This is a genomic window from Neobittarella massiliensis (ex Bilen et al. 2018) (assembly GCF_014269355.1).
In the GTDB taxonomy this organism is placed as follows: domain Bacteria; phylum Bacillota; class Clostridia; order Oscillospirales; family Ruminococcaceae; genus Neobittarella; species Neobittarella massiliensis.
This window is the reverse complement of sequence record NZ_JACOGI010000001.1, coordinates 1328432-1350364: the sequence shown is the minus strand read 5'-3', so window position 1 is coordinate 1350364 and position 21933 is coordinate 1328432. Positions and strand designations below refer to the sequence as shown.

General features: G+C 62.0%; 19 protein-coding genes and 1 riboswitch. Of the genes, 9 read left to right on the top strand and 10 right to left on the bottom strand.

Annotated elements, in window-relative coordinates; all coding sequences use genetic code 11:
* Positions 1–672 precede the first annotated feature (672 nt).
* A complete protein-coding gene (locus tag H8K20_RS06235; RefSeq protein ID WP_186487800.1) occupies positions 673–2031 on the bottom strand; it encodes an MATE family efflux transporter in 1359 nt (452 codons plus the stop codon).
* 316 nt (positions 2032–2347) lie between these two features.
* Here H8K20_RS06235 and H8K20_RS06230 point away from each other — a divergent pair, with 316 nt between their 5' ends.
* Both H8K20_RS06230 and H8K20_RS06225 read left to right on the top strand, forming a co-directional pair.
* Positions 2348–3007 (top strand): hypothetical protein, encoded by a 660-nt coding sequence (locus H8K20_RS06230; protein ID WP_105204265.1) that lies wholly within the window; start codon positions 2348–2350, stop codon positions 3005–3007.
* Between the two features lie 72 nt (positions 3008–3079).
* Positions 3080–3490, top strand: a complete 411-nt coding sequence (locus H8K20_RS06225; RefSeq protein WP_186487799.1) for a PH domain-containing protein — start codon at positions 3080–3082, stop codon at positions 3488–3490.
* A 132-nt stretch (positions 3491–3622) separates the two neighbouring features.
* Here H8K20_RS06225 and H8K20_RS06220 read toward each other — a convergent pair whose 3' ends face one another.
* Entirely contained in the window at positions 3623–3943 is a 321-nt protein-coding gene (locus H8K20_RS06220; protein WP_105204267.1) for a helix-turn-helix domain-containing protein, read from the bottom strand.
* 206 nt (positions 3944–4149) lie between these two features.
* Here H8K20_RS06220 and H8K20_RS06215 point away from each other — a divergent pair, with 206 nt between their 5' ends.
* The 3 genes from H8K20_RS06215 (at position 4150) to H8K20_RS06205 (ending at position 7625) form a co-directional block, all read left to right on the top strand.
* Complete coding sequence (locus tag H8K20_RS06215; RefSeq protein ID WP_186487798.1) at positions 4150–4377, top strand: hypothetical protein; 228 nt, start codon at positions 4150–4152, stop codon at positions 4375–4377.
* Between the two features lie 727 nt (positions 4378–5104).
* A complete protein-coding gene (locus H8K20_RS06210; RefSeq protein ID WP_186487797.1) occupies positions 5105–6322 on the top strand; it encodes a LysM peptidoglycan-binding domain-containing protein in 1218 nt (405 codons plus the stop codon).
* A 514-nt stretch (positions 6323–6836) separates the two neighbouring features.
* Positions 6837–7625: a nitroreductase family protein gene (locus tag H8K20_RS06205; protein ID WP_186487796.1), complete on the top strand. Its 789-nt coding sequence runs from the start codon at positions 6837–6839 to the stop codon at positions 7623–7625.
* Positions 7626–7723: 98 nt separating this feature from the next.
* Here the strand turns inward: H8K20_RS06205 and H8K20_RS06200 are convergent, their stop codons facing one another.
* Both H8K20_RS06200 and H8K20_RS06195 read right to left on the bottom strand, forming a co-directional pair.
* On the bottom strand, positions 7724–9316 hold the full coding sequence (locus H8K20_RS06200; protein ID WP_105204272.1) for a peptide chain release factor 3: 1593 nt from the start codon (positions 9314–9316) through the stop codon (positions 7724–7726).
* 208 nt (positions 9317–9524) lie between these two features.
* Entirely contained in the window at positions 9525–10790 is a 1266-nt protein-coding gene (locus H8K20_RS06195; protein ID WP_186487795.1) for an amidohydrolase family protein, read from the bottom strand.
* Positions 10791–11037: 247 nt separating this feature from the next.
* Between H8K20_RS06195 and H8K20_RS06190 the strand changes: the two genes are divergently transcribed.
* A complete protein-coding gene (locus tag H8K20_RS06190) occupies positions 11038–11718 on the top strand; it encodes a hypothetical protein (RefSeq protein ID WP_154865331.1) in 681 nt (226 codons plus the stop codon).
* 76 nt (positions 11719–11794) lie between these two features.
* Here the strand turns inward: H8K20_RS06190 and H8K20_RS06185 are convergent, their stop codons facing one another.
* From H8K20_RS06185 to H8K20_RS06170, 4 genes are all read right to left on the bottom strand, one after another.
* The gene (locus tag H8K20_RS06185) at positions 11795–12298 is read right to left on the bottom strand and encodes a GNAT family N-acetyltransferase (RefSeq protein WP_186487794.1); all 504 of its coding nucleotides are present in this window, start codon (positions 12296–12298) and stop codon (positions 11795–11797) included.
* 13 nt (positions 12299–12311) lie between these two features.
* On the bottom strand, positions 12312–13376 hold the full coding sequence (locus tag H8K20_RS06180) for an amidohydrolase family protein (protein WP_154865333.1): 1065 nt from the start codon (positions 13374–13376) through the stop codon (positions 12312–12314).
* A 261-nt stretch (positions 13377–13637) separates the two neighbouring features.
* The gene (locus tag H8K20_RS06175; protein WP_186487793.1) at positions 13638–14501 is read right to left on the bottom strand and encodes a metallophosphoesterase; all 864 of its coding nucleotides are present in this window, start codon (positions 14499–14501) and stop codon (positions 13638–13640) included.
* A gap of 26 nt (positions 14502–14527) precedes the next feature.
* Positions 14528–15103: a xanthine phosphoribosyltransferase gene (locus tag H8K20_RS06170; RefSeq protein ID WP_105204278.1), complete on the bottom strand. Its 576-nt coding sequence runs from the start codon at positions 15101–15103 to the stop codon at positions 14528–14530.
* 246 nt (positions 15104–15349) lie between these two features.
* Between H8K20_RS06170 and H8K20_RS14195 the strand changes: the two genes are divergently transcribed.
* Entirely contained in the window at positions 15350–17209 is a 1860-nt protein-coding gene (locus H8K20_RS14195) for a diguanylate cyclase domain-containing protein (protein ID WP_186487792.1), read from the top strand.
* Between the two features lie 79 nt (positions 17210–17288).
* Here the strand turns inward: H8K20_RS14195 and H8K20_RS06160 are convergent, their stop codons facing one another.
* Both H8K20_RS06160 and H8K20_RS06155 read right to left on the bottom strand, forming a co-directional pair.
* Positions 17289–18935: a hypothetical protein gene (locus H8K20_RS06160; protein ID WP_186487791.1), complete on the bottom strand. Its 1647-nt coding sequence runs from the start codon at positions 18933–18935 to the stop codon at positions 17289–17291.
* Between the two features lie 5 nt (positions 18936–18940).
* Positions 18941–19711, bottom strand: coding sequence for an ABC transporter ATP-binding protein (locus H8K20_RS06155; protein ID WP_186487790.1), 771 nt, complete (start codon positions 19709–19711; stop codon positions 18941–18943).
* Positions 19712–19917: 206 nt separating this feature from the next.
* Between H8K20_RS06155 and H8K20_RS06150 the strand changes: the two genes are divergently transcribed.
* Together H8K20_RS06150 and H8K20_RS06145 are read left to right on the top strand one after the other, a co-directional pair.
* Positions 19918–20838, top strand: coding sequence for a radical SAM protein (locus tag H8K20_RS06150; RefSeq protein ID WP_186487789.1), 921 nt, complete (start codon positions 19918–19920; stop codon positions 20836–20838).
* Between the two features lie 24 nt (positions 20839–20862).
* Positions 20863–21021: riboswitch (THF riboswitch) on the top strand.
* A 290-nt stretch (positions 21022–21311) separates the two neighbouring features.
* Positions 21312–21890, top strand: a complete 579-nt coding sequence (locus H8K20_RS06145) for a folate family ECF transporter S component (RefSeq protein WP_186487788.1) — start codon at positions 21312–21314, stop codon at positions 21888–21890.
* Positions 21891–21933: the final 43 nt, after the last annotated feature.

The following is a 21933-nucleotide window of genomic DNA, read 5'->3' as shown; positions in this document are numbered from 1 at the left end:
GATCTCGGCACGCTACAGATGCGCTGGTAGAAAAGTTGGAAAAAAGCCCATGCGATACGGCAGCGGCTTTCAGGCGGCTTGCCGTGGGGACTGGCCGGTCAAGTAGCAGATAACTGCCGGTGCGGGGGCCTGCGAGAGCGGCAGGTCGGAAAAAAGCGGCCATTTGGATGGGGCGGCGTTATAGGGAGAACCTGGCGGGGCGGTTTGATCTGGCTGCGGGGCAGTGGATACGGTGGGAGAGATACGGCTTATGGGGAATTGGCGGGTGGGAGACCGGCTATAGGATGGGGGCTGTGGGGCGGCACCGAGGTAGCCTGATGGGGAGCGCGGGGGATGTAGTGGGGATGGGCGACTTTTATCGGGTGCGGTGCGGACAGAGTCTGCGGCCCTGCTGAGCTGAAGGGAGGGAGAGGGCTGTGTGGGAGGGTAACGTGGGGCAGTTTGCCGGTTGGCCGGGGCGTGATGGAGGCTGGATATTTTGGGGAATGTGATGTGTGTGTAGGGTGTGGGGGCAGGCAGGGGATGTTGCCGGGAGAGTGACCGGTAGCAGAGCCGGTGTTGGGGGAAAGAGCTATTTGGGGGCTGGCGAGAAAGCGACTTTGCAGGTGGGCGGGGATGACGGAAAAAGAAAACACCGGACGGCTACGGGCCGCCCGGTGGAGGGTAGACGATCTAGACTGTGGTGGGGGGAGCGGGTTCATCTTCGTTGGGGATGGTGCGCATGGTGCGCACATAGAAAATGCACAGCAGCACGGCGGCGCCGATCCAGGCCAGGGGAGAGGCCAGGCAGACACCCAGATAGCCCAGCGCCTTGGCCAGAGTGAAGCTGGCCACCACCCGCAGCACCAGTTCGGTGACGCCGGCGGACATGGGCACCAGCGCCCGCCCCATCCCCTGCATGGTGTTGCGGAAGATAAACAGCAGGCCGAGTACCCAGTAAAACAGCGAGACCGCCGTGAGGTAGGTGCGGGAGAGGGAGATGACCTCGGCCGCGGCGTTGCCGACGAACAGCCGGGTGAGCGCCCCGCCGAAGATGATGACCACGGCGGCGCCCAGGATGCTGGCGGCGATGGTGACCACCACACATTTTTTGACCCCTTCGCGGATGCGGTGAAAATGGCCGGCACCGTAGTTTTGGGCGGTAAAGGTAGCCATGGCCACCCCGAAAGAGAGCAGCGGCTGGGTGGCTACCTGGTCGATCTTAGAGGCGGCGGTGAAGGCGGCCACCGAGGTGGAGCCAAAGCCGTTGAGCACGCTCTGCACCACCACCACGCCGATGGCGGTGATGGAGAACTGGAAGGCCATGGGCAGCGCCACCCGCAGGTGCTCCCAGGCAAAGGCGGGATCGAATTTCCAGTCTGATTTTTTGAGTTTCAGGATGGAAAAACGGCGGAACATATACACCAGACAGCAGACGCCGGAGAGCAGCTGCGCGGCCACGGTAGCCACTGCCGCCCCGGCTACCCCCATATGTACGTTGACGATGAGCACGAAGTCGAGCACGATGTTGACGATACAGGCGATGATGAGAAAGATGAGGGGGGTCTTGGAGTCGCCCAGCGCGCGGATGATACCCGAGAGCAGGTTAAAAAAGACGGTGGCCCCGATGCCGAAAAAGATGCACACGATGTAGGCGTAGGACTGATCGATGATGTCGGACGGGGTCTGCATCAGCTCGAGCAGCGGGCGGGCGCCCAGCACGCTGATGGTGGTGACCACCGCGGTGGAGGCGATGCTCAGCAGGACCGAGGTGGCAAAGGAGCGGCGCACCCCGGCCTCGTCACCGGCGCCGAAGCGCTGGGCGGTGATGACCGAAAAACCGCTGGTGAGCCCCTGCACGAAGCCGAGCACCAAAAAGGAGATAGAACCGGTGGCGCCGACCGCCGCCAGCGCCGTGACGCCGATGGTGCGGCCCACGATGACGGTGTCGGCCATGTTGTAAAACTGCTGGAAGATGTTGCCGATGAGCAGTGGGATGGAAAACAGTAAAATGAGTTTGATGGGGTTGCCCCGGGTCATGTCTTTGGTCATAGATGCACCTCCGTTTTTTATGTGCTGCGCCAGATCGCAATAGGACTTATTATAGCAAAAAATACCGCCGGCGGCTAGGGGCAACGATTAAAAAAACGCACAAAATCGCGGGCTGCTGGAGCCGGCTCGAACAGGGCAGACCTACAAAAATGTACTGCTTTTTACCGCGATATGACCGCGGGGGGCCAACCCTTGGAGAAAATACACGGCGCTGCCTGCCGGGCGGCGGGACCGGCTGACCTGTAGGCGGGGCGGCGGACATTTGCCACAGCGCCCGCGCTCTGTTATAATACTGCCTAAAGGATGTGATCGTACATTGAAATGGCTCAACAAATTGGAGCGCCGATTTGGGCGCAGCGGAATCCAGCGGCTGATGCTCTATATCTCGGGGCTGATGCTGGTGGTCTATCTGATCGACCTGTTTATGCCGGAGCTGGCTTTTAGCTCGTACCTGTATCTGGATATGCACCTGGTGGCGCAGGGGCAATTTTGGCGGCTGTTCACCTTTGCCATCTTGCCGCCCTCCTCGTCGCCGCTGTTTGTGGTCATCAGCCTGTATTTTTACTGCATGATCGGCGACGCGCTGGAGGCCCAGTGGGGCAGTTTTCGCTTTAATATCTTTTACCTGTGCGGGATGCTGGGCACGATACTGGCCGGCTGTATCACCGGCACCGGTGTCAACCAGTACCTGAACCTGTCGCTGTTTTTCGCCTTTGCCATGCTCTACCCCGACTTTGAGCTGCTGCTGTTTTTCTTTTTGCCGGTGAAGGTGAAGTACCTGGCTTTTTTGGACGCGCTGTACTTTTTGTATGCGCTGGTCATGGGCAGCTGGGCCACCAAGGCGGCCATCGTTATCAGCGTGCTCAATATTTTGCTGTTTTTTGGGCCGGACGCGATGCAGCGCATAAAAAATCATCTGGCCTACCGCGACAGCCGCAAGACATTTCGGCAGTACCAGAATAAAAACCGCTGGTAGCGCGACCGCGCTGCCCGTGCTCGACGCAGTGCAGAGAGCCGCGGATTGGCGGCGACAAGAGGAGGAATCACCATGGCCAAAGACGAGCTGGATATTGAGTATTTGTGGCGTGACCGCCGGCGCATTTTAGGGATGCCCATCACCTTTACCAAGTACCTGATGTCGGATGACCGCATTTTTTTGGAGCAGGGACTGCTCAGCACCGACTTGGAGGAGGTGCTGCTGTACCGGGTGCGGGATATCAGCCTGCGCATCAGCTTGGGACAGCGCATTTTTGGGGTGGGGACTATTACCCTGAAGTCGTCGGATAAGACTATGCCCATTTTGGTGCTCAAAAACATCAAGGACCCGCGGCGGGTCAAAGAGCTCATCCACCGTCAGGTGGAAAAGATGAAGGCCGAGCGCCGCATGCGGGTGGGCGAGATACTCGACGATGGCGACAACGACGAAGACGACTACATGGACGGCGAGATGGGTTCGTGAGTGCGGCGTGACCGCGTAGAGAGAAAAGAGAGCGCCCCTGCCGGGTAAAGCGGCGGGGGCGCTCTCTTTTTTGCTGTGTGGCGCGATGTGGCGGTGAACAGGACGGTAAGGGGCTAAAGTGCCGGGGAGAGGCTATTCCAGCGCCTGCAAAAACACCTCGAGCAGTTGCCGGGCCAGGGGGCGCTTTTGCGGGGGACAGTGCTGCAGGATCTGCTGTATCTGCTGCAGATCGCCGCTGGAGCCGTGGCCGAACAGCAGGTAATCGGCCGAGAGGTGCAGCACCTCGGTGAGGCGGCAGAGCGTGCGCAGGCTCATCCCTTTTTTCCCCAGCTCGATATCCGCACAAAATTTGGGGGTGACCCCCAGCTTTTCAGCCAGCTGCTCCCGGGTGTACCCGTGTGCGATGCGGCTGTTGCGCAGACGGGCACCCATCTGGACCAGATCCAATTCCATAATGGCAGGTCTCCATTCAACATGATAAGTCTAGTCTACCTTTTCACACCAAAATCATAAATGAACGCACAGGGTTGAATTATCGGAACTTATAGGGTATAATTTGATTGGATAAGAGGTAGTTTTGACAGATCGCGCGGCACCTATACTGCGGACAGAGTACCGGCAGCAGCGGTGTGTGGCGCTGTGAGATGGGGGAAAGGCACTTGGAGAGGCAGTTGCTTGAGGATATAGCCCGGCAGGCCGGTTGCCTGTACCTTTCTGACCTGCGCTTAAAAGCCCACCGCACGGCGGTGCGGCAGGCAGTGGAGCAGTGTGAGCCGGCCCAGTACCCGCTGCGCCAGTGGGCAGACCTGGCAGCTTATCTGCTGGGTGAGGAGCGCAGCTTTGCCGACTGTGACCAGGCCAAGGAGCATTTGCTGGCGGCGCTGTGAGCCGGTGTGACGGCATGTATCATTGAAAATAGAGCGCTGTATACAGGCGCCCCGCAGAGGTTGCGGGGCGCTTTTTTTGTGGTGGATATACAGGTCGGGCCGGGAGGGCCGCGGCGACAGACGGGCATGCGGTGGGGAGAGGAGCGCGGGCAAGAACGTTTTTGCCGCGCTGCCGGCACGGTGCGGCGATGCTGTGGCTGTGAACGGCGGCGCATTACCGGGCGAAGGAGGAGTGGTGCGTACCGGTGGGATTTGGTGGAGGTCCGGTGGGGCTCTGGTGGGACTCTGATGGGATCGAAAATCCGGCCTGCTTTTCCACATGGCAGCGGCGCGCAAGGCGGTATTGGGCGCGGGCGTTTGGGGCGGCCGGGGGGCATGTGCCCTGTGTGTGGGGGCACAGTGACGGCGGGGTATGACCGGTCGGGGGCCACCGACCGGGGCAGGGAGGCATTTGGCAGATGGTGGGGCTGGTGGGCAGAGTGACTGGCCGGCACGACGGCGGTATTTTGGCGGGCAGATGGGGCAGTATCGGCGCCGGGGGCGGGGGGCTTGGGGGACTTGCCAGAGCTTTTAGGGGGCTATATATCCGCTGACACGGGTGGAAAATAGATGGGCGCCACACCGGCGGAGGGGGCGGTGCATAGTATGGGGCAGCCCCTGGCCGGGCCGTGCTGTGTGGCGCGGGCCGGTGAGAGGCGACTTCTCACTTTTATGGGAGGCCCTATCTATGAAAAAAATAGTTAAAAAATGGGCGGCGGGCGTGCTGGCGGCGCTGCTGACCATGATATTTGCGGTACCTGGTGCGGCGGCGATAAGCCCCTCCAGCCCCAATCAATACCCCGGTATCGACGTCAGCAGTTATCAGGGCGATATCGATTTTGCCGCGGTGCGCGCCGCCGGCATCCAGGTAGTGTATATCCGCTCCAGTGTGGGCAGCGGCTTTGTGGACGCCACCTTTGCCCAAAATTATCAGCGGGCCAAGGCAGCCGGACTGCAGGTGGGCTTTTACCACTATGTGACGGCCCGCTCGGAGGCCGAGGCGCGCCAGCAGGCCCAGTTTTTTGTCTCGACCATCTCGGGTACCCAGCCGGACTGCCGATTGGCTATGGACTTTGAGAGCTTTGGCGACCTGTCGGTAGCGCAGATCAACGCGATCGGGCAGGCTTTTATCCAGACGGTGGCCGAACTGTCGGGCAAAGAGGTGGTGCTCTACTCCAACGCCTATACTGCCCGCACGGTGTGGTCGCCCCAACTGGCAGCCAGCTACCCGCTGTGGGTGGCCCACTACGGTGTGGACGCGCCCGGCGACAGCGGCGCCTGGCAGAGCTGGGTGGGCTGGCAGTACACCAGCACCGGCTCCGTGCCCGGCATTAGCGGCAACGTGGACCGCGACCGCTTTACCGACGGGATACTGCTCTCGGGCTCGAGCATCATACCTGACCCCGGGCTGCCCGAGGAGGTGCACGACACCTGCGACTACACGGTGCAGCCGGGTGATACGGTGTGGGGCATAGCCAGGTACTTTGGCACCACAGTAGCCTGTATCGCCGAGATAAACGGCCTGCAGGACCCCAGCTTGATCTACCCCGGGCAGGTGCTGCGCATCCTCTGTGAGGGCGGTGGTACCGGCAGTGGCGGCAGCGGCACTTACACGGTGCAGGCGGGCGACACGCTGTGGGACATCGCCCGGTATTACGGCACCACCGTATCGGCGCTGGCGGCGACCAATGGCATAGAAGACCCCAGCCTGATCTTTCCCGGACAGGTGTTGATTATCCCCGGTGGCGGTACCGGCAGTATCGGGAACGGCTACTATACCATCGTGTGGGGCGACACACTGTGGGACCTGGCCAGGCGTTTTGGCACCACGGTGTCGTATTTGGCGGAGCTAAACGGTATCCAGGACCCGAACCTGATCTATGCCGGTGAGACGATCCGCATTTAAGCGGTGGGGCCGGGATAAGGAGACTTTATAAATAGCGGACCTGGTGGGGCCCGGGAAGCTGCGGTTTTTTATAGGCAGTCGCGGGCGGTAAAAAATAAAAACGCGCCGCGGCGGTCGCAGGAGAGCCGGGCTGTTTTGACTCGTGGCCCCACAGACAAAGGCGCTCGCTTGCAGGGGAGGGATGCCCCCAACACTGTAAACGGGCGCTTTTGGGGTGCGCCTATACACAGTGCGTCGTGCCCGGAGATTGCCGCAGCTGGGGGCGCGGCGGGGGAACAGGTGCGCAAAAAGGCGGCAGTAGGAGGCGCTGGATCGAGGTCGACAGGCGGACCGAGGATCGTTGCGACTGCCTGCACGGTGCCGGCTGTACTGCGGAGCCCGGGCCGGAAACAGCGCGGTGCTCTGTCTGAATGAGCCGGCGCCGGCGGCAGAAAAAGTGCGGGGCATGTATTACTTTTGACTGGCCAAACAGGGCGCCGGTGCGGTATACTACTAGCAGAAGAGAAAAAGGGGGATGAGCGCGGTGATCGAGATCGATACCGAGCGCTGTACCGGCTGCATGCAGTGTGTACAGCTGTGCGTGACACAGGCGATAGACGTGGTGGGGGGCCGGGCGGCACCCAGCGCGCGGGGGTGTATCAGCTGCGGGCACTGTGCGGCTATCTGCCCTGTGGGGGCGGTAAAGCTGCCCCAGTATCCCCAGTGGGACCCGGAGCCATATACCTCCCAGCGATATGACGTGGACCCCGACCAGCTCTTGCGGATGATGCAGTTTCGCCGCAGCATCCGCCGCTTTACCGGGGAAAAGGTGAGCCGCCGGCAGATAGACAAGCTGCTGCAGGCGGGGTGCGCAGCCCCTACCGGCTCGAACCGGCAACAGGTGCGCTATGTGGTGCTGGATGAGCAGCTGCCCCAGATAGAAGAGCGGATATTTGCCAGCCTGGCGCGGTATGCGGCCCGGCGGGGCATAGAGGGGATGCAGCGGCGGTACGAGGACTTTTTGCAGGATCGGCAAAAGGACACGCTGTTTTACGGCGGCAGCCAGATGATCGCCGTGTTGGCGCCCCAGGTAGTCGACGGGTGCTTGGCGGCGGCCAACATAGAGCTGATGGCCCACGCCATGGGTCTGGGGGCGCTGTACTGTGGATTTGCCCAGTGTGCGATCGCCGAGGATGACGCGTTGCGGGCATTTTTCGGCGTGACGGATGACCTGCAGCTGGCCACCTGCCTGGTGCTGGGGCACCCGGCGGTGCACTACCGACGCCCGGCCCCCAAAAAACCGGCGGAAGTGGTGTGGCGCTAGAATTACCCGATATGGGTGAAAAAAGAGCTGTGCGGCCCCTGGTGAGGGACGGCACAGCTCTTTTTATATCTGTATCACAAAAAACGCCGGAGAGCGGGTCACGACTCGTTCATGCCGAACTCGGCCAGCTCGAGACCTTTGTTGTGCTCCAGCGACCAGCGCACGTTCCACTCGCTGGTGAACAGCAGCAGATAGCGGTCGCGGTAATCCTGCACCAGCTTGGTGTCGGTGCTCAGGTGCAGGTCGTCGGGGCGCTCGATCTCGCTCTCGATCCAGCGCAGCGACTGGTAGGGCAGGCGCTCCATGCGGATATCCACCCCGTACTCGTTTTTGAGGCGGTATTCCAGCACGTCGAACTGCAGGGTGCCCACCACCCCCACGATGACCTCTTCCATGCCGGAATAGGGCTCGTGGAAGATCTGGATGGCACCCTCCTGGGCGATCTGGTCCATACCTTTGACAAACTGCTTGCGCTTGAGGGTATCAACTTGGCGCACCCGGGCAAAGTGTTCGGGCGCAAAGGTGGGGATGCTGGAAAAGCGCACCTTTTTTGAGGGGGCACAGACCGTGTCGCCGATGGAAAAGATGCCGGGATCGAACACGCCGATGATGTCGCCGGCGTAGGCCTCGTCGACGATGGCGCGCTCCTGGGCCATCATCTGCTGGGGCTGGGCCAGCTTGATCTTTTTGCCCTGCTGTACGTGCAGCACTTCCATCCCCTTAGAGAACTTGCCCGAGCAGATGCGCATGAAGGCCAGACGGTCGCGGTGGGCACGGTTCATGTTGGCCTGTATTTTGAACACGAAAGCCGAGAACTCGGGATCGAACGGGTCGATATCCCCCTCGACGGTGGTGCGGGGCAGCGGCGGGGTGGTCATCTGCAAAAACTGCTCCAGGAATGGCTCAACCCCGAAGTTGGTCAGCGCCGAGCCAAAAAAGACCGGCGAGAGCTTGCCGTGGCGCACCAGCTCCATATCGAAATCGTCGCCGGCGCCGTCGAGCAGCTCTACGTCGTCGCACAGTGTTTGATACAGCTCCTGCCCCAGCATATCGACCAGGTGGGGATCGTCGAGACCGGCCTCGGTGGCCTGGACCCGCTTGGCGCCGCCGGTGGCGCTGAAGGCCAAGATATCGCGCTTTTTGCGGTCGTACACGCCTTTAAAGGATTTGCCCGAGCCGATGGGCCAGTTGATGGGGCAGGTGCCGATGCCCAGCTCCTCCTCGATCTCCTCGCAGAGCTCGAACGGGTCGCGCGCCTCGCGATCCATTTTGTTGATGAAGGTGAAGATGGGGATATCGCGCAGCAGGCAGACTTTAAACAGCTTGCGGGTCTGGGGCTCGACGCCTTTGGCGGCGTCGATGACCATGACTGCCGAGTCGGCGGCCATGAGCGTGCGATAGGTGTCCTCGGAGAAGTCCTGATGGCCGGGGGTGTCGAGGATGTTGATGCAGCAGTCGCCGTACTCGAACTGCAGCACCGAGCTGGTGACCGAGATACCGCGCTGCTTTTCGATCTCCATCCAGTCGCTCACTGCATGGCGGGAGGACTTTTTGCCCTTGACTGTCCCCGCTTGGGTGATGGCGCCGCCATAGAGCAGCAGCTTTTCGGTGAGCGTGGTCTTGCCGGCGTCGGGGTGCGAGATGATGGCGAAGGTGCGCCGGCGCCTGATTTGCTGGCTATAGTCTGGCATATACAGTGAGCCTCCTGGTCGATGGTGTAAAACAAACAATTTATTTTACCATTTTTGGCAGGTCTGTGCAACTGTATTCTAGTGTTGCAGAGATCGCAGAAACGGGGAAATGTGCAGGAGGGGACAGTGCCGCCCAGCAGCCGCCAGCAGCCGGCAAACTGTCCGGCAGGCACTTTTTGGCGGTGCTGCCGGGCCAAGAGATAGGCGGCTATAGGGCGGTGAGTTCCCGGCCGGCGCAGTAGCGGCGGGAGATGTGGCGGTCGTCGCCGCAGTAGAGAAAGCGCTCTAGCCGCTGGGCGGGGGAGAGGTGCAGCGGCGACAGCTGGCCCAGATCGCGGTCGTCGATGACCAGTGCGTCGAAGCTGTAGCCGGGCTCGAAACTGCCGACGCGGCCGAAAAAGGCGCCGCCGCCTTTGGTGGCCAGGTAGAGCGCCTCGACTTCGCTGAGGGGGGAGAGCTGGGGCTTTTGCTGTACCACCAGCTTGGAGATCTGCACGGCGGCCACTATGACCTGCATCATGTTGAGGGTGTGGCCGCCGGCGATATCGCTGCCCAGCCCCACGGGAATCCCCTCGTTTAGATAGCGGCGGATGGGGGGCAAGCCGCTGCCGGCCAAGTCGAGACTGCAGACCGGGCAGTGGGCGACAAAGCTGCCGTGCTGTTTGAGCAGGGCGATCTCCTCCTCGGGGCTGGTGAGACAGTGGGCCATGACCGAGGGGCCGCTGCCCATGAGGCCAAAGCGGGCGTACACCCCGGCGTAGCACCCCTCGCGGGGAAAGCGACGCCGCACCAGTTGCAGGTCGCTCTCCCCTTCGGACATGTGGGAATGGACCGGCAGCCCGGTCTCGCGGGCCAGCTGGCCCAGAGCGGCCATCAGTTCGTCGGAGCAGCAGGGCACGAACTCCGGCGAGATGGCATAGCGGACCCGGCCGGGTCCACCGTAGCGGTGGGCCAGCTGCACGGTCTCGGCGATGGAGGGGGCGGTTTGTTCGTTTTGGACGCCGTAGCCGGGATAGTCGGAATTCATTTTGCCCACATAGGCCCACATGCCGCTGCGGCGGTACTGCTCTAGCAGATCGGCGGCGGCCGCGGCGGAGGTGGAGCCCATGATGACGGCGTGCAGCGAGCCGTAGCGCCGCAGCTGGCTGATGAGCGCCGCATTGAGCTGGTGGGCGTAGCCGGGGTCGGCGTACCGGTGCTCGACGGGGTAGGTGTACCGCTCCAGCCAGCCGCCCAGCCCCTCGCTGTAGCCCAGGCCCATGTTGGGCAGCTGGGGCGCGTGCAGGTGCAGGTCGGTAAAGGCGGGGAGGACCAGCGCGTCGCCAAAATCGGCGGTGAGCGGACCGGCTGCGGCCGGTTGGCGCTGGGTGAGTGAGCGCACCAGCCCGTTTTCGGTGATGAGCCAGCCGCGCTCGACCACCTTTAGCTGGCCCAGTGCCGGCGTGTAGAGAAAATTGCCCCGATATACAGCCATAAAAAGTACTCCTTTTTTGTAGTGTAGACCCCGCGCTCGCATCGGCGGAGCCGCTAGAAAAAACGCTCTGCCGAATGGCAGAGCGGCTACACGGTCACTGCCTGTATCATAGTGCAGTGAACGGAACTTTGTCAATACGTGCCGCCCCTTGTAAAATAGGGGCTTTTTTGATATGGTAGACACAGAAATGAGCTGCCGCACGGTGCTGTTTGAGGCGCCCGGCAGAAAAAAGAGGAGGAGTATACAGGTGAAGAGTGTGCGCAGACTTTTAGCGGTGCTGCTGGCTGGCGGTGTACTGCTGGCCGGCTGTTCGCTGCCGGGCAAAAAAGACGGGGCTAAGAGCGGGGCCCAGAGCAGTGCGCCGTCATCTTCGGCGGCCAGCAGCAAAGAGGAGGAGACGTTTGTATTTGCCCGGGGCAGTTGGGCGGGCGAGCGGTTTGAAAACCAGTCGCTGGGAGTGGTGTTTACGCTGCCGGCGGGCTGGTCGGCCTACACTGACGAGCAGATTGACGCCATGATGGACAGCGGCGCCGACAATTTGTCGGACGGACAGCAGCAGGGGTATGAGCAGTCGAAGCAGCAGACCATATTTGATATGGTGGCCACTGCGGCCGAGGGACTGCCGGCGGTACAGCTGGCGGCCGAGAAGATGCCGGTGGCGGCGCTGACCGAGAAAAACTACCTGCAGATACTGAAAAAACAGCTGGAGGCGGTAGCGGCGCCCCAGTACGATACCAGTGCTGATGTTTTTTCGCTGGAGGTGGCCCAGGAGACTTTTCAGGTGCTGCCGGTTACGGCGGAAGGGGTACACCAGTGGTATATGGTGCGCCAGCAGGGAGATTACATGGTGACCATCATCGCCACCTTTGCCGAGGGGCAGGAGGAGACGATGCGTCAGGTACTGCAGCAGAACTTTGCCGCCCTGTAAAGACAGCTAGAAATAAAAGGCGCCGAAGAATGGCTCTTCGGCGCTTTTTGTTTACAGGAGCGCGCGGGTGCGGCGGCTATTTTAAACACCACCAACAGCCGCTTTTTTGCGGGTAGGGCAGAAATCCGCAGCGCTTGAGCACCCGCTGCGAGGCGGCGCCCTGGGGGAGCGGGTCGGTCTCGGCCAGCACAGAGGTGACAGCGGGCTGATCGAGTGCCCAGCGGCAGAGTTCGGACACCGCCTCGGTCATGTAGCCCTGGTGGTAAAACGCCTGTCCCAGGCCGTAGCCGATCTCGACCCGGCCGCTGGCATCGGGTGCTCCTTTCCACACGGTGGAGCCGACGATGCTGCGGTCGCTGCGGCGCATGAGCAGCCAAAAGCTGTGCCACATATAGTTTGTACCGGCGTCCGCGGCCGCTGACGCCTGGGCGCACACGATCTGCAAAAAGGGGCCGGACAGCGGCTCGCCCCGGTAGGTGCAGCCGAGCGCGGCCTCCAGCGCGGGCAGATCGTGTACCCACAGCTGCATTTGGGCAGGGGAGAGGGGAAAGATGGAGAGCCTTGGCGTGAGACGGTGCATAGCAGTGCTCCTTTTACCTGTGGGGCGAGGTTTGGTGAACGGCGCCGGCAGTTGACTGGGCAAACAGGTGCAGCTGCTCGCCGTTTTTGATGACCGACTGCACCCGGATATCGCCCAGCTCGTTGGGGCGCACCTTGAGAGGGTTGTCGCTGAGCAGCACCAGATCGGCCCGGGCACCGGGCTGGAGGATGCCTTTTTGATCCTCCTCGAAATACAGGTAGGCCGGGCGGTAGGCGGCGATCTTGAGCGCCTGCAGCGGCAGCACCTCGCCCAGTATGAGCCGCCGCATGGCCGAGAGCGGTCGGGGCAGCGCCTCGGGCAGGGGGGAGGGGGCGCCTGCGAACTGCAGCGCGCTGCTGGAGAGCGCTCTCACGTCGAGCGGCTGGGGGCAGGTGATGACCGGGCGGTAGGTGCAGCACTCGGTGCTCTTTTGCAGGGCGGCGGCGAAGTTGTCGGCAAACTGGCGGGCCAGCTGCGGGCTTTGGCAGTGGGCCACCAGCTGCATGTGCCTGGCCAAGCTGTACTGGACGATGCGCCGCAGCTCCTGATCGCGGTAGCGGTCGGGCCGGTCGAGCACGATATACAAGCTGGCGATGCGCAGCCGCCCCAGCCCACAGCGCTGCCCGCTGCCTAGGTACTCGGCATTTTGCGGCAGCACCTGCTCGGCGATATCAATATGTATACTGGCCTGTACGTCGGTGCACACCAGACCCTGCCCGGCGGCGGTGCGCAGCAGGGTAAAGTCGGCCGGGGTGCGGCAGCAGCTGCCCACTGTGGTGACCCCCCGCAACAGCAGTGCCCGCTGGGCCCGCTGCAGCTGAGCCACCGACTGCAAATAGCCCGGCTGGGCCTGGTGCCCGGCCAGGTGCAGCAGGCTGGCCTGCCCGTCGACAAAACCCGGGAGCAGGGTGGCGCCCTGCAGGTCGCAGGGCTCGACATCGTCGCCGGCGCGCTGGATGAGCGCATCCGGCTCGCCGACGGCCAGCACCCGCCCACCGTCGGTAAGCAGGGCGGCGGCGTATACGTCGCGGTCGGCAGTGATGATATCACCGCCGTAGTAGAGGACTTTTCGTGCCATGATGAGGTGGCGTTCCTTTCTGCTGTGAGCCCGCGTACAGGTGTGCGGGCAGCTGTGTTTTTTAGTGGGGACTGCCCGCCGCCGGCGACAGAGCCGGGATACGGACCACCGGGGTGTGGGGGGCAGGATCAAAACAAGACACAGTGTACTATACCGGCGAGAACGCGCCGCGAATAATTTGTGAATTTTTGTAAAACACCGCCCCACACAGGCCCGAAAAGGGATGTGGAGCGGTGCTTTATATCTGCAGGCCGACTGGCTTTAGCGCAGGGTGAGCAGGATCACCTCGGGGCGATTTTGTACCCGCAGGGGAAAAAAGCTGTTGCCCAGCCCACGGCTGACCAGCAGCGCCGGCCCGTGCGGGCGGCTGCCGCTTGGCAGACGCTGGCCGCGGCAGGTGAACAGCCCGGCGGTGTAGCGGGGAAAGAGCCCCTGGCCCGGGGCGATGAGCCCTTGGGGGAAAGGAAAGCGGATCTGCCCGCCGTGGGCGTGACCGGACAGCTGCAGCGAGAACGAGTGGCGGCTGTGGCCGCCACCGCCTTTTTGGCAAAACTGCTCGGGGTAGTGGGTGAGCAGGAGACGGGGGCCGGGGCGCTGCGCCAGCGCGGCAAAGAGCTGGGAGTAGGGGTCTGGCGCCGGGCCGCCGCGCCGGGAGAGGTACTGGCCGTAAGTGACGCCGCGCCGCTCGTCGAGACCCAGCAGGCTCACCGGGCCGACGGCGGTGTGCAGGGTGAGCAGGTCGTCGCACAGCACCTGTACCCCGCCCCGCTCCAGATAGGGGCGTATCTGCGGCCAGCGACCGCTGCGGTGCTCGTGGTTGCCGGGCACGAAGACCACCGGTGCGACGGCGGTGAGCTGGATGAGCGCGTCGGCGGTGCGGCGCCAGGCGCTGTCTTTGGCGTCGATCCAGTCACCGGTGATACAGATGAGCTGGGGCTCCAGCTGGACAGCCATCTGGTACAGCGCCCGCCCGCCGCGGCCAAAGCTGGCGCTGTGCAGATCGGAGAGATGCAGTACCCGCAGCGGGGCGTCGAGCCCCAGATCGAGTACCGGCCGGCTGACCTGCAGGCAGTGGTTTTGGCAGTAAAAGTAAAAGGCCGCAGAGCCCACCAGCGCCGCGGCCAATATACCTGCCCATAAACTGTACGGCACTAGGGGGCGAAGGTGATGGTATCATCGGTCATGGACTCGATGATGGCCAGCGACTCCAGCCGGACGCCTTTTTCGCGGATGAGCTGGCCGCCGTCCTGGAAGCCCTTCTCGATGACGATGCCACAGCCGGCCACTTTGGCCCCGGCCTGCGCCACGATCTCGAGCAGGCCCAGCAGCGCCTGCCCTTTGGCCAGAAAGTCGTCGATGATGAGGATGTTGTCGTCGGGCGAGAGGAATTTGCGCTCCATCTGGATGGTGTACACGCCACCGCGGGTGTAAGAGCGGACCTGTGCGGTGAGCAGCTCGCCGTCGAGATTTTTGGAGAGCGTTTTTTTGGCGAAGACTACCGGCACGTTGCCGAAGTGCTGGGCCACGATGGCGGCGATGCCGATACCGGAGGCCTCGACGGTGATGATCTTGGTAATCTTTTCGCCGGCGAAGCGGCGGGCAAATTCGCGCCCCAGCTCGTTAAACAGCGCCACGTCCATCTGGTGGTTCAAGAAGCTGTCGACCTTGAGGATATGGCCGGGTTTGACCTTGCCGTCTTTTAAAATGCGCTCTTTTAGCAGTTGCATACGTTGACCCCCTACGTGCTGTGCCGCAGGCGACGCGCCGCCCGCGGGTCGAATTTTGTCGTGCAACTATCATACCACATCTCACGGGCCGGTTCCACCCCTTTGCTGTTCTGTAGTTAAAACGAACTATTGGTATATGTACACATATTGCGTTTTGTGACAAAAACTAGTATACTTATTTTTTAGTAAAATACTCCAATTTTAAAGCTTTGCGGGACAGGGTTGAGGAGAGGCGGGGGAGAGCGGGTGGACCGGAGAAAAAAGCGGCATGTGGGCTGGACCATCGGTCTGTTTTTGGCTTTTTTACTGTTGGCGGCGGTGCTGATGAGCGGGCTGTTTGCCGGTTACCGCGCGCGGGTGCAAAAGCTGTTTGTAGATATGGCGGTGCAGGACATGCGCGGCAGCGCGATGGCTCGCCGGCAGGTGGTGCAGGCGGATATCGACGATGCCACCGACACGCTGCAGAGCATGGCCGCGGCTATCCAGACGGCCGACAGCGCGGACAGAGCGTGGATCGACCGCTATATCGGCGCGGTGTGCGGAGAGCAGGGCAGCGGTGCCGTGACCTATTTGACTGCAGAGGAGCTGGTTGCCGGCGCAGCGGACTACACCCCGCAGGAGCAGGAGGGCCTGGAGGAGCTGCGCCGGGGCCAGACGGTGGTGACCCCGCTGTATGCGGGCCGGGGCGAGGCGGGCGGCTATACCTTTTATGTGGCGGCGCCGGTACTGCGGCAGGGGCAGCTGACAGGGGTGCTCTACTGTTCTATCTGCGGTGAGATGCTCACCGGGCCGACGGGGGAAAAGACCATCTACGGCGCCGGAGAGAGCTACCTGGTGTACGGCAGTGGCACGCTGGTGGTGCTGGCGGGAGACGGCGCCCCCAGAGAGCTGGACCTGGTTGCCGAGCTGCGGCGACAACAGGTGCCCGACGAGCAGGTCGCGCAGCTGCAGGCTGCCCTGGAAAGCGGCGAGAGCACAGTGGTGCGCATTGCCCAGCCGGGTGGGCAGGGTTCGTATGTGGCGGTGGAGGACCTGGGCTATAACGGCTGGCGGCTGTTTTGCTGTATGCGCACCACCCGCATGACCGGGCACCCCACGGCGATCTTGCGCTACACGGTGATCTTGGCGGTGGCGCTTATCGCGCTGCTGGCACTGCTGGGCGGCGTGGGCGTTTGGCTGTTTTGGGGCCAGCGCCGCCGGCTGCGGATGGAGGAGGAACGGTACGCGCTGCTGGCCCGCTTTTCGGACACGGTGCTGCTGGAGTACGATCACCGCGACAAGACGCTGCAGTTTACCCCCAATATACAAAACCAGTTCGCCGTGGCGCAGCTGAACATGCGCTATACCGGCCGGGGGCAGGGGGGACTATCGGTACTGCACCCGCAGGATGCGGTGCTGTTTGACTCGCTGCTCAAAAAGGCGGCCAGTTTGGCACCGGGCCAAAACGACAGCTGCCAGCTGCGCATGTGGGGCCGGGATGGGCGCTACCACTGGATGCGCTGCCAGTACCAGACGCTCTATGACGCGCGCACCGGCCGGCCGGAGCGCAGCATCGGCAAGCTGATGGACATCAGTGAACAAAAGCGCAAGGAGGAGGCGCTGCGGCGGCGCTCGGCGCTGGATCGGGCTACCAGCACCTTTAATAAAGCGGCGCTGGAGGAACAGGTGGAGGAGCTGCTGCAGGGCGGCACCAAGGGATTTTTGTTCATGATCGACCTGGATGATTTTAAGCGGGTCAACGACTGCTGCGGCCATGCGGCCGGCGATGCGCTGCTGCGCGCGGTGGGCACCGGCCTGCGCCACTGCTTTCGGCAGGAGGACATGGTGGGCCGCGTGGGCGGCGACGAATTTGCGGTGTTTATGGTGGGGGCGCACAGCGACGAGATCGTGCAGCGCCGCGCCGCCCGCATCATCAGTTCTATCAGCACCATCCACCTGCCGGACCTGCCCGGCCACGCGGTGACTGCCAGTGTGGGCGTTGCCCGAACTGCCGACCGGGACGATTACCAGGCGCTTTACGGCCGGGCCGACCAGGCGATGTACCGGGCCAAACGCGGTGGCAAGAACCGCTTTTGCTTGTATAGAGATACCGGAGAGACCGAGTGAAGGGAAAAGTGAAAGAAAAAGCAGCCCCGGCCACCCCCGAAAAAGGGTGGCCGGGGCTGTTTTGACGGCGGGCAAGAGATCACTTGACCCGAAATGTTTTGGGGGCAAAGCGGTAGACCAGCAGGAGCGCCACGGTCATGTAGACGACGGTGGAAAGACTGACCACGACGGCAAAGCCCCGGGGCTCGACCTTTATTTGCAAACAGAGGTAGCACAGCAGGTAAACGGCCATGTTGACCAGCTTGTAGAAGGGGTTTTTCATGTTGAGATCGGTGGTATAGGGCTGGAAGATATAGTAGCAAAACAGGTGATGTACCGCGAAAAACAGCGACAGGCAGAGCAGTGAGAGCATGAAGGGGATCATCTGGTCGGGCGGCCAGTGGTAGCCGGCCAGCGCCACGAACCCGCCGACGGCGGCGCACATGGCCGCGCCCACCAGCAGATTGAACCCGCCGACGTAGAGCATGCGTCGGCGGAAGGTCTCGAGCACGGCGCGGCGGGAGCGGTAAAAGCTGTAGCGCAACAGGGCGATATCGCAGTTATAGAACATGGCGCGGGTGATGCGCTCGCACTGACTGGTGGCCATGTACATGCAGAACACGAACACCGGCAGGATACCGGTGACCGCCGCCGCCCCGGTGTAGGCCAGCTGGGGAGACAGGATGCACAGCAGCACCAGCAGTAAAAACAGGGCACCGATGACCGCCAGCTCGATGAGGATGGGCTTTAGCACCATGCGGCGGTGGCGGTCGAAAAACAGGGCGTTGAGGTAGTCGAAGCCGTGGCGGTGGGCAAAGCGGCCGGGCTGCAGGCTCTCTTGCCGCAGGTCTTCATCTTTGAGCTTGACCCCGGCAAACAGCGCCTGGCTCTGGGCCTTTTTGGGGTCGAGCACCGCCTCGCTGAGGTTGGTGGTGGCCTGCGACAGACCGGTGTAGACGCTGTAGGTCTTTAAGTAGTGCAGGCCCAGACCGCCCAGCACCAAAAACAGCAGTGCGCCCGGCAAACTGACTGCCCAGTGGTGGCGCACCAGCGGCGCCAGGCCCGGAAACAGCAGCGGCAGATAGCCCAACAGCAGGCACAGACCGGCAAAGCCCCAGGTGATGAGATGCTTTTTGACCAGTACGATACCGCACTTGTCGAACAAAAACAGATGCAGGGCCTCGCCGGCCAGATGCAGCCCCACCACCATGACCGGCAGCACCAGACAACTGACCAGCGGCAGACCGGCCAGCAGACCGAAGATGAGGGAGGCCGGCAGGAAAAATACCAGGTCGGTGAGGTGATCGAACACCACCGTACTGTAGATGAAACGGCCCGGCTCCATGCCCAGCAGTTTGATACAGGTATAGCGCAAAAAGTCGGTATTGGCGGTGTGGGCGTTCAGCACTGCGCCGCCGATGCTCATCATGAGCAGGACCCATACGAACAGGCCTTGGCGGGTGGCTTTGGCGGCGTTTTCGAGCATGAGAAAGGCGGGCAGATAGGCGACAAGGCCGATGTAGAGCGCCTTGTAGAAAAAGCGCATGAGCTGCTTGAGAATGGCAAACACCCCGCACAGCGCTGTTTTCAGGCTGCCGTCGGCGTAGATGCTGTCGCCGGCCAGGCGGCCCAGCAGGGGGATACGCTTAAAATAGTAGATAAATTTGTTGGCGGTGAGCGCTGCCTGCACAGTGAATACGGTGATCAGCGTGCTGGCGAAGTCGCTGTTTTTTTGCGTTTGCTCCACGCCCATCACCTCCTTTTGCCGCGCAGGGAGAAGGCGCTTTTGGGGCTGGCGGCAGCGGCGGGCGGGGTCTCGGGCTGGTGGGGCGGATCGCGCAGGATCTCGATGATCTTCTCCTCGAACTCCTTGCTGTGCAGCAGGGCGGTGTCCATCTGGGAGAGCGCACCGCCGTTTAGAATGACGATCTCGTCGCACAGGTCGGTGGCCAGCTGCAGGATGTGGGTGGAGAAGATGATGACGTGATCTTTTTTGATATCGCGCAGCAGGTTCTTCATCTCCAGTGCAGCCACCACGTCAAAAGAGGTGAGCGGCTCATCCAGCAGGATGATAGGCGGCTTGGCGATGAGGAAGCAGAGCATCTGCACCTTGTTTTTCATGCCGTGGGAGTAGCCCTTGATGAGGCGGTGGCGGTCTTGCGGCTCGATGCCGACCAGTTCGAAGTAGTCGTCGATGCTGGCGGTCTGGGGGATGTTTTTGTGGATCTCTATGTAGAATTTTAAGAATTCGTAGCCGGTCATGAACTCGGGCAGGATGGGGGTGGAGAACACGTAGCCGATGTCCTCGGGCGTCAGCGGCTTTTCGGCGTCGCCGAACTGGACGACGGCGGCGCCGCTGTCGGGCGGCAGCTCGCCGCTGAGGCAGTTAAACAGCGTGGTCTTACCTGCTCCGTTGCGGCCGAGCAGGCCGTAGATCTTTCCCTTTTCAAAGGTGAAGCTGGCGCCGGTGAGCACCGATTTTTCGCCAAAGGCCTTGGTGATATCTTGGAGTATCAGCTGCATGTGTGTGCCCCTCTCTCAGTGCCGCGGTGAGGCTGGGAGGCCCGCCCGCAGAGAATTTTGTACTAGATGTTTAGTACAATAGTACAGATATGTGAGAATTTTGTCAATCGAAAAAGGTGTAAAATCGTCTGGTAGCGGCAAAAAAGTGGCGCTGCCGGGGCTAGCGGTGGTATAATCGTCAGGAAAAACAGAGGGGAGCGGTGAACATGGGGGAGGACTACCGGCAGCTGCTGGAACACTGTACGCTGTGCCCGCGCCGCTGCGGCGCCGACCGGCTGCGTGGAGAGACCGGGTACTGCGGGGCCGGAGCGGCGGTGCGCGCCGGGCGCGCAGCACTGCACTTTTGGGAGGAGCCCTGCCTGTCGGGCGACAGGGGCTCGGGCGCGGTGTTTTTTAGCGGCTGTACGCTGGGCTGCGTATTTTGCCAGAACTACCAGATCAGCGCCGACGGGCAGGGAGTAGAGGTGACGGTGCCCCAGCTGGCCGAGAGCTTTTTGTCGCTGCAGCAGCAGGGAGCACACAACTTGAACCTGGTCACAGCCACCCATTATCTGCCCCAGGTGATCGCGGCGCTGGACCTGGCCAAGAGCCGGGGATTGGCGCTGCCGGTGGTGTATAACTGCGGCGGCTACGAGCGCAGGGAGACACTGCGGATGCTGGCGGGGTATGTGGACATCTACCTGCCCGACTGCAAGTACCTGGATGCGCAGCTGGCGGCGCGCTATTCGGGGGCGCCGGATTACCCGCAGGTGGTGCGGGAGGCCCTGGACGAGATGTTTTTACAGGTGGGGGAACCGGTGTTTGACGACTGCGGCATGATGCGGCGGGGGATGATCGTGCGGCACCTGCTGCTGCCCGGCTGTGAGGCGGACAGTCGGGCGGTGCTGCGCTATCTTTACGGGCGCTTTGGCGACAGCGTGTACCTGAGCATCATGAACCAGTATACCCCCCTGCCCCGAGTGCGGGTGCGCTGGCCCGAGCTGGGCCGCTGCATAACGGCGGCGGAGTACGAGCGGGTGATCGATTACGCGCTGGAACTGGGCATTGAGAACGCCTTTGTGCAGGAGGGGGGAACTGTGAGTGAGAGCTTCATTCCCGATTTTAGCGGGCAGGGTCTTGCACGGTAGGGGCGTTTTTGCTACAATGCCTTTAGCAGAGTAAGACCCTGCGCGTTAAGTGCCGGCTGAACGGGGAGTTGACAGCCGGACGAAAAGAGCGGCGCTGCCTTTTTGCTGTGGCCAGGTCCGACGGGCCGGCCGCGGTGGACGAGCGGCACGACTCTTGCGGTGCGCGGTCTGCATCCCGCTGCCACGGCTATTCTCTGTGAGAATAGCTTGAAGAAGAGCCTTGTCGGGCACAGCGCTCCGTTTTGCTGGCGCAAATAGTTGCCTTTTCCTCCGGCCGGTACCCGCCTGTAGGGGGAATGGGTAGAAGTACCTTTTCGGGCCTTTCTCCTGCTTAGGGGGATGGCTAGAGGTGCGGTGCAGGCGCGGGAACTGTTGGCCGCGGCAAATTGGCTTTTTCTTCTGAGAGAGACGTTAGAGCATCTCCTTATGTGGCTGCATGCACACTACTTTGCAGAGATAAGGAGGTTTTTTTTATGTCATCGAATGCCAACGCAAAATTGTCACTGGGCCAATGTGTGGCCCGCTCGGCGCAGGAGCTGCGCTCGCCTTACAGCCTGACCGGGCTGGCCATGCTCACGGCGCTGAACGTGGTGCTGCACTTTTTTACCATCGTGCCCAACGAGTTTTTAAAGATCGGGCTCACCTTTTTGGTGATCGGCACCAGCGGGTACCTGTACGGCCCGGTGGCAGCCGGAGCGGCCAATGGGGTGGCCGATATCATCAAGTATCTGGTGCGGCCCACAGCGGGGGGGTTTTTCCCCGGCTTTACGCTAAATGCGGTGGTCACCGGCTTTTTGTACGGGCTGGTGCTGTACCAGAAAGTGCCCACCATCTGGCGGGCGCTGGCGGCCAAATGCGCGGTGACCGGGATGGTGAACCTGCTGCTGACACCGCTGTGGCTGTCGGTGATGTACGGCAGTGCCTTTTGGGCGCTGATGAGCGTGCGCATCACCAAAAACCTGATCTTGCTGCCCATTGAAACGGTGATGCTGCTGGCCATGTTAAAAGCGGTACAGCGCATTAAAAAGCCGCATTGGCAGCCGCGCCGATAGGCGGATATACCGCGTCGGCAAACTGTTTTTACGAGACAAGCGA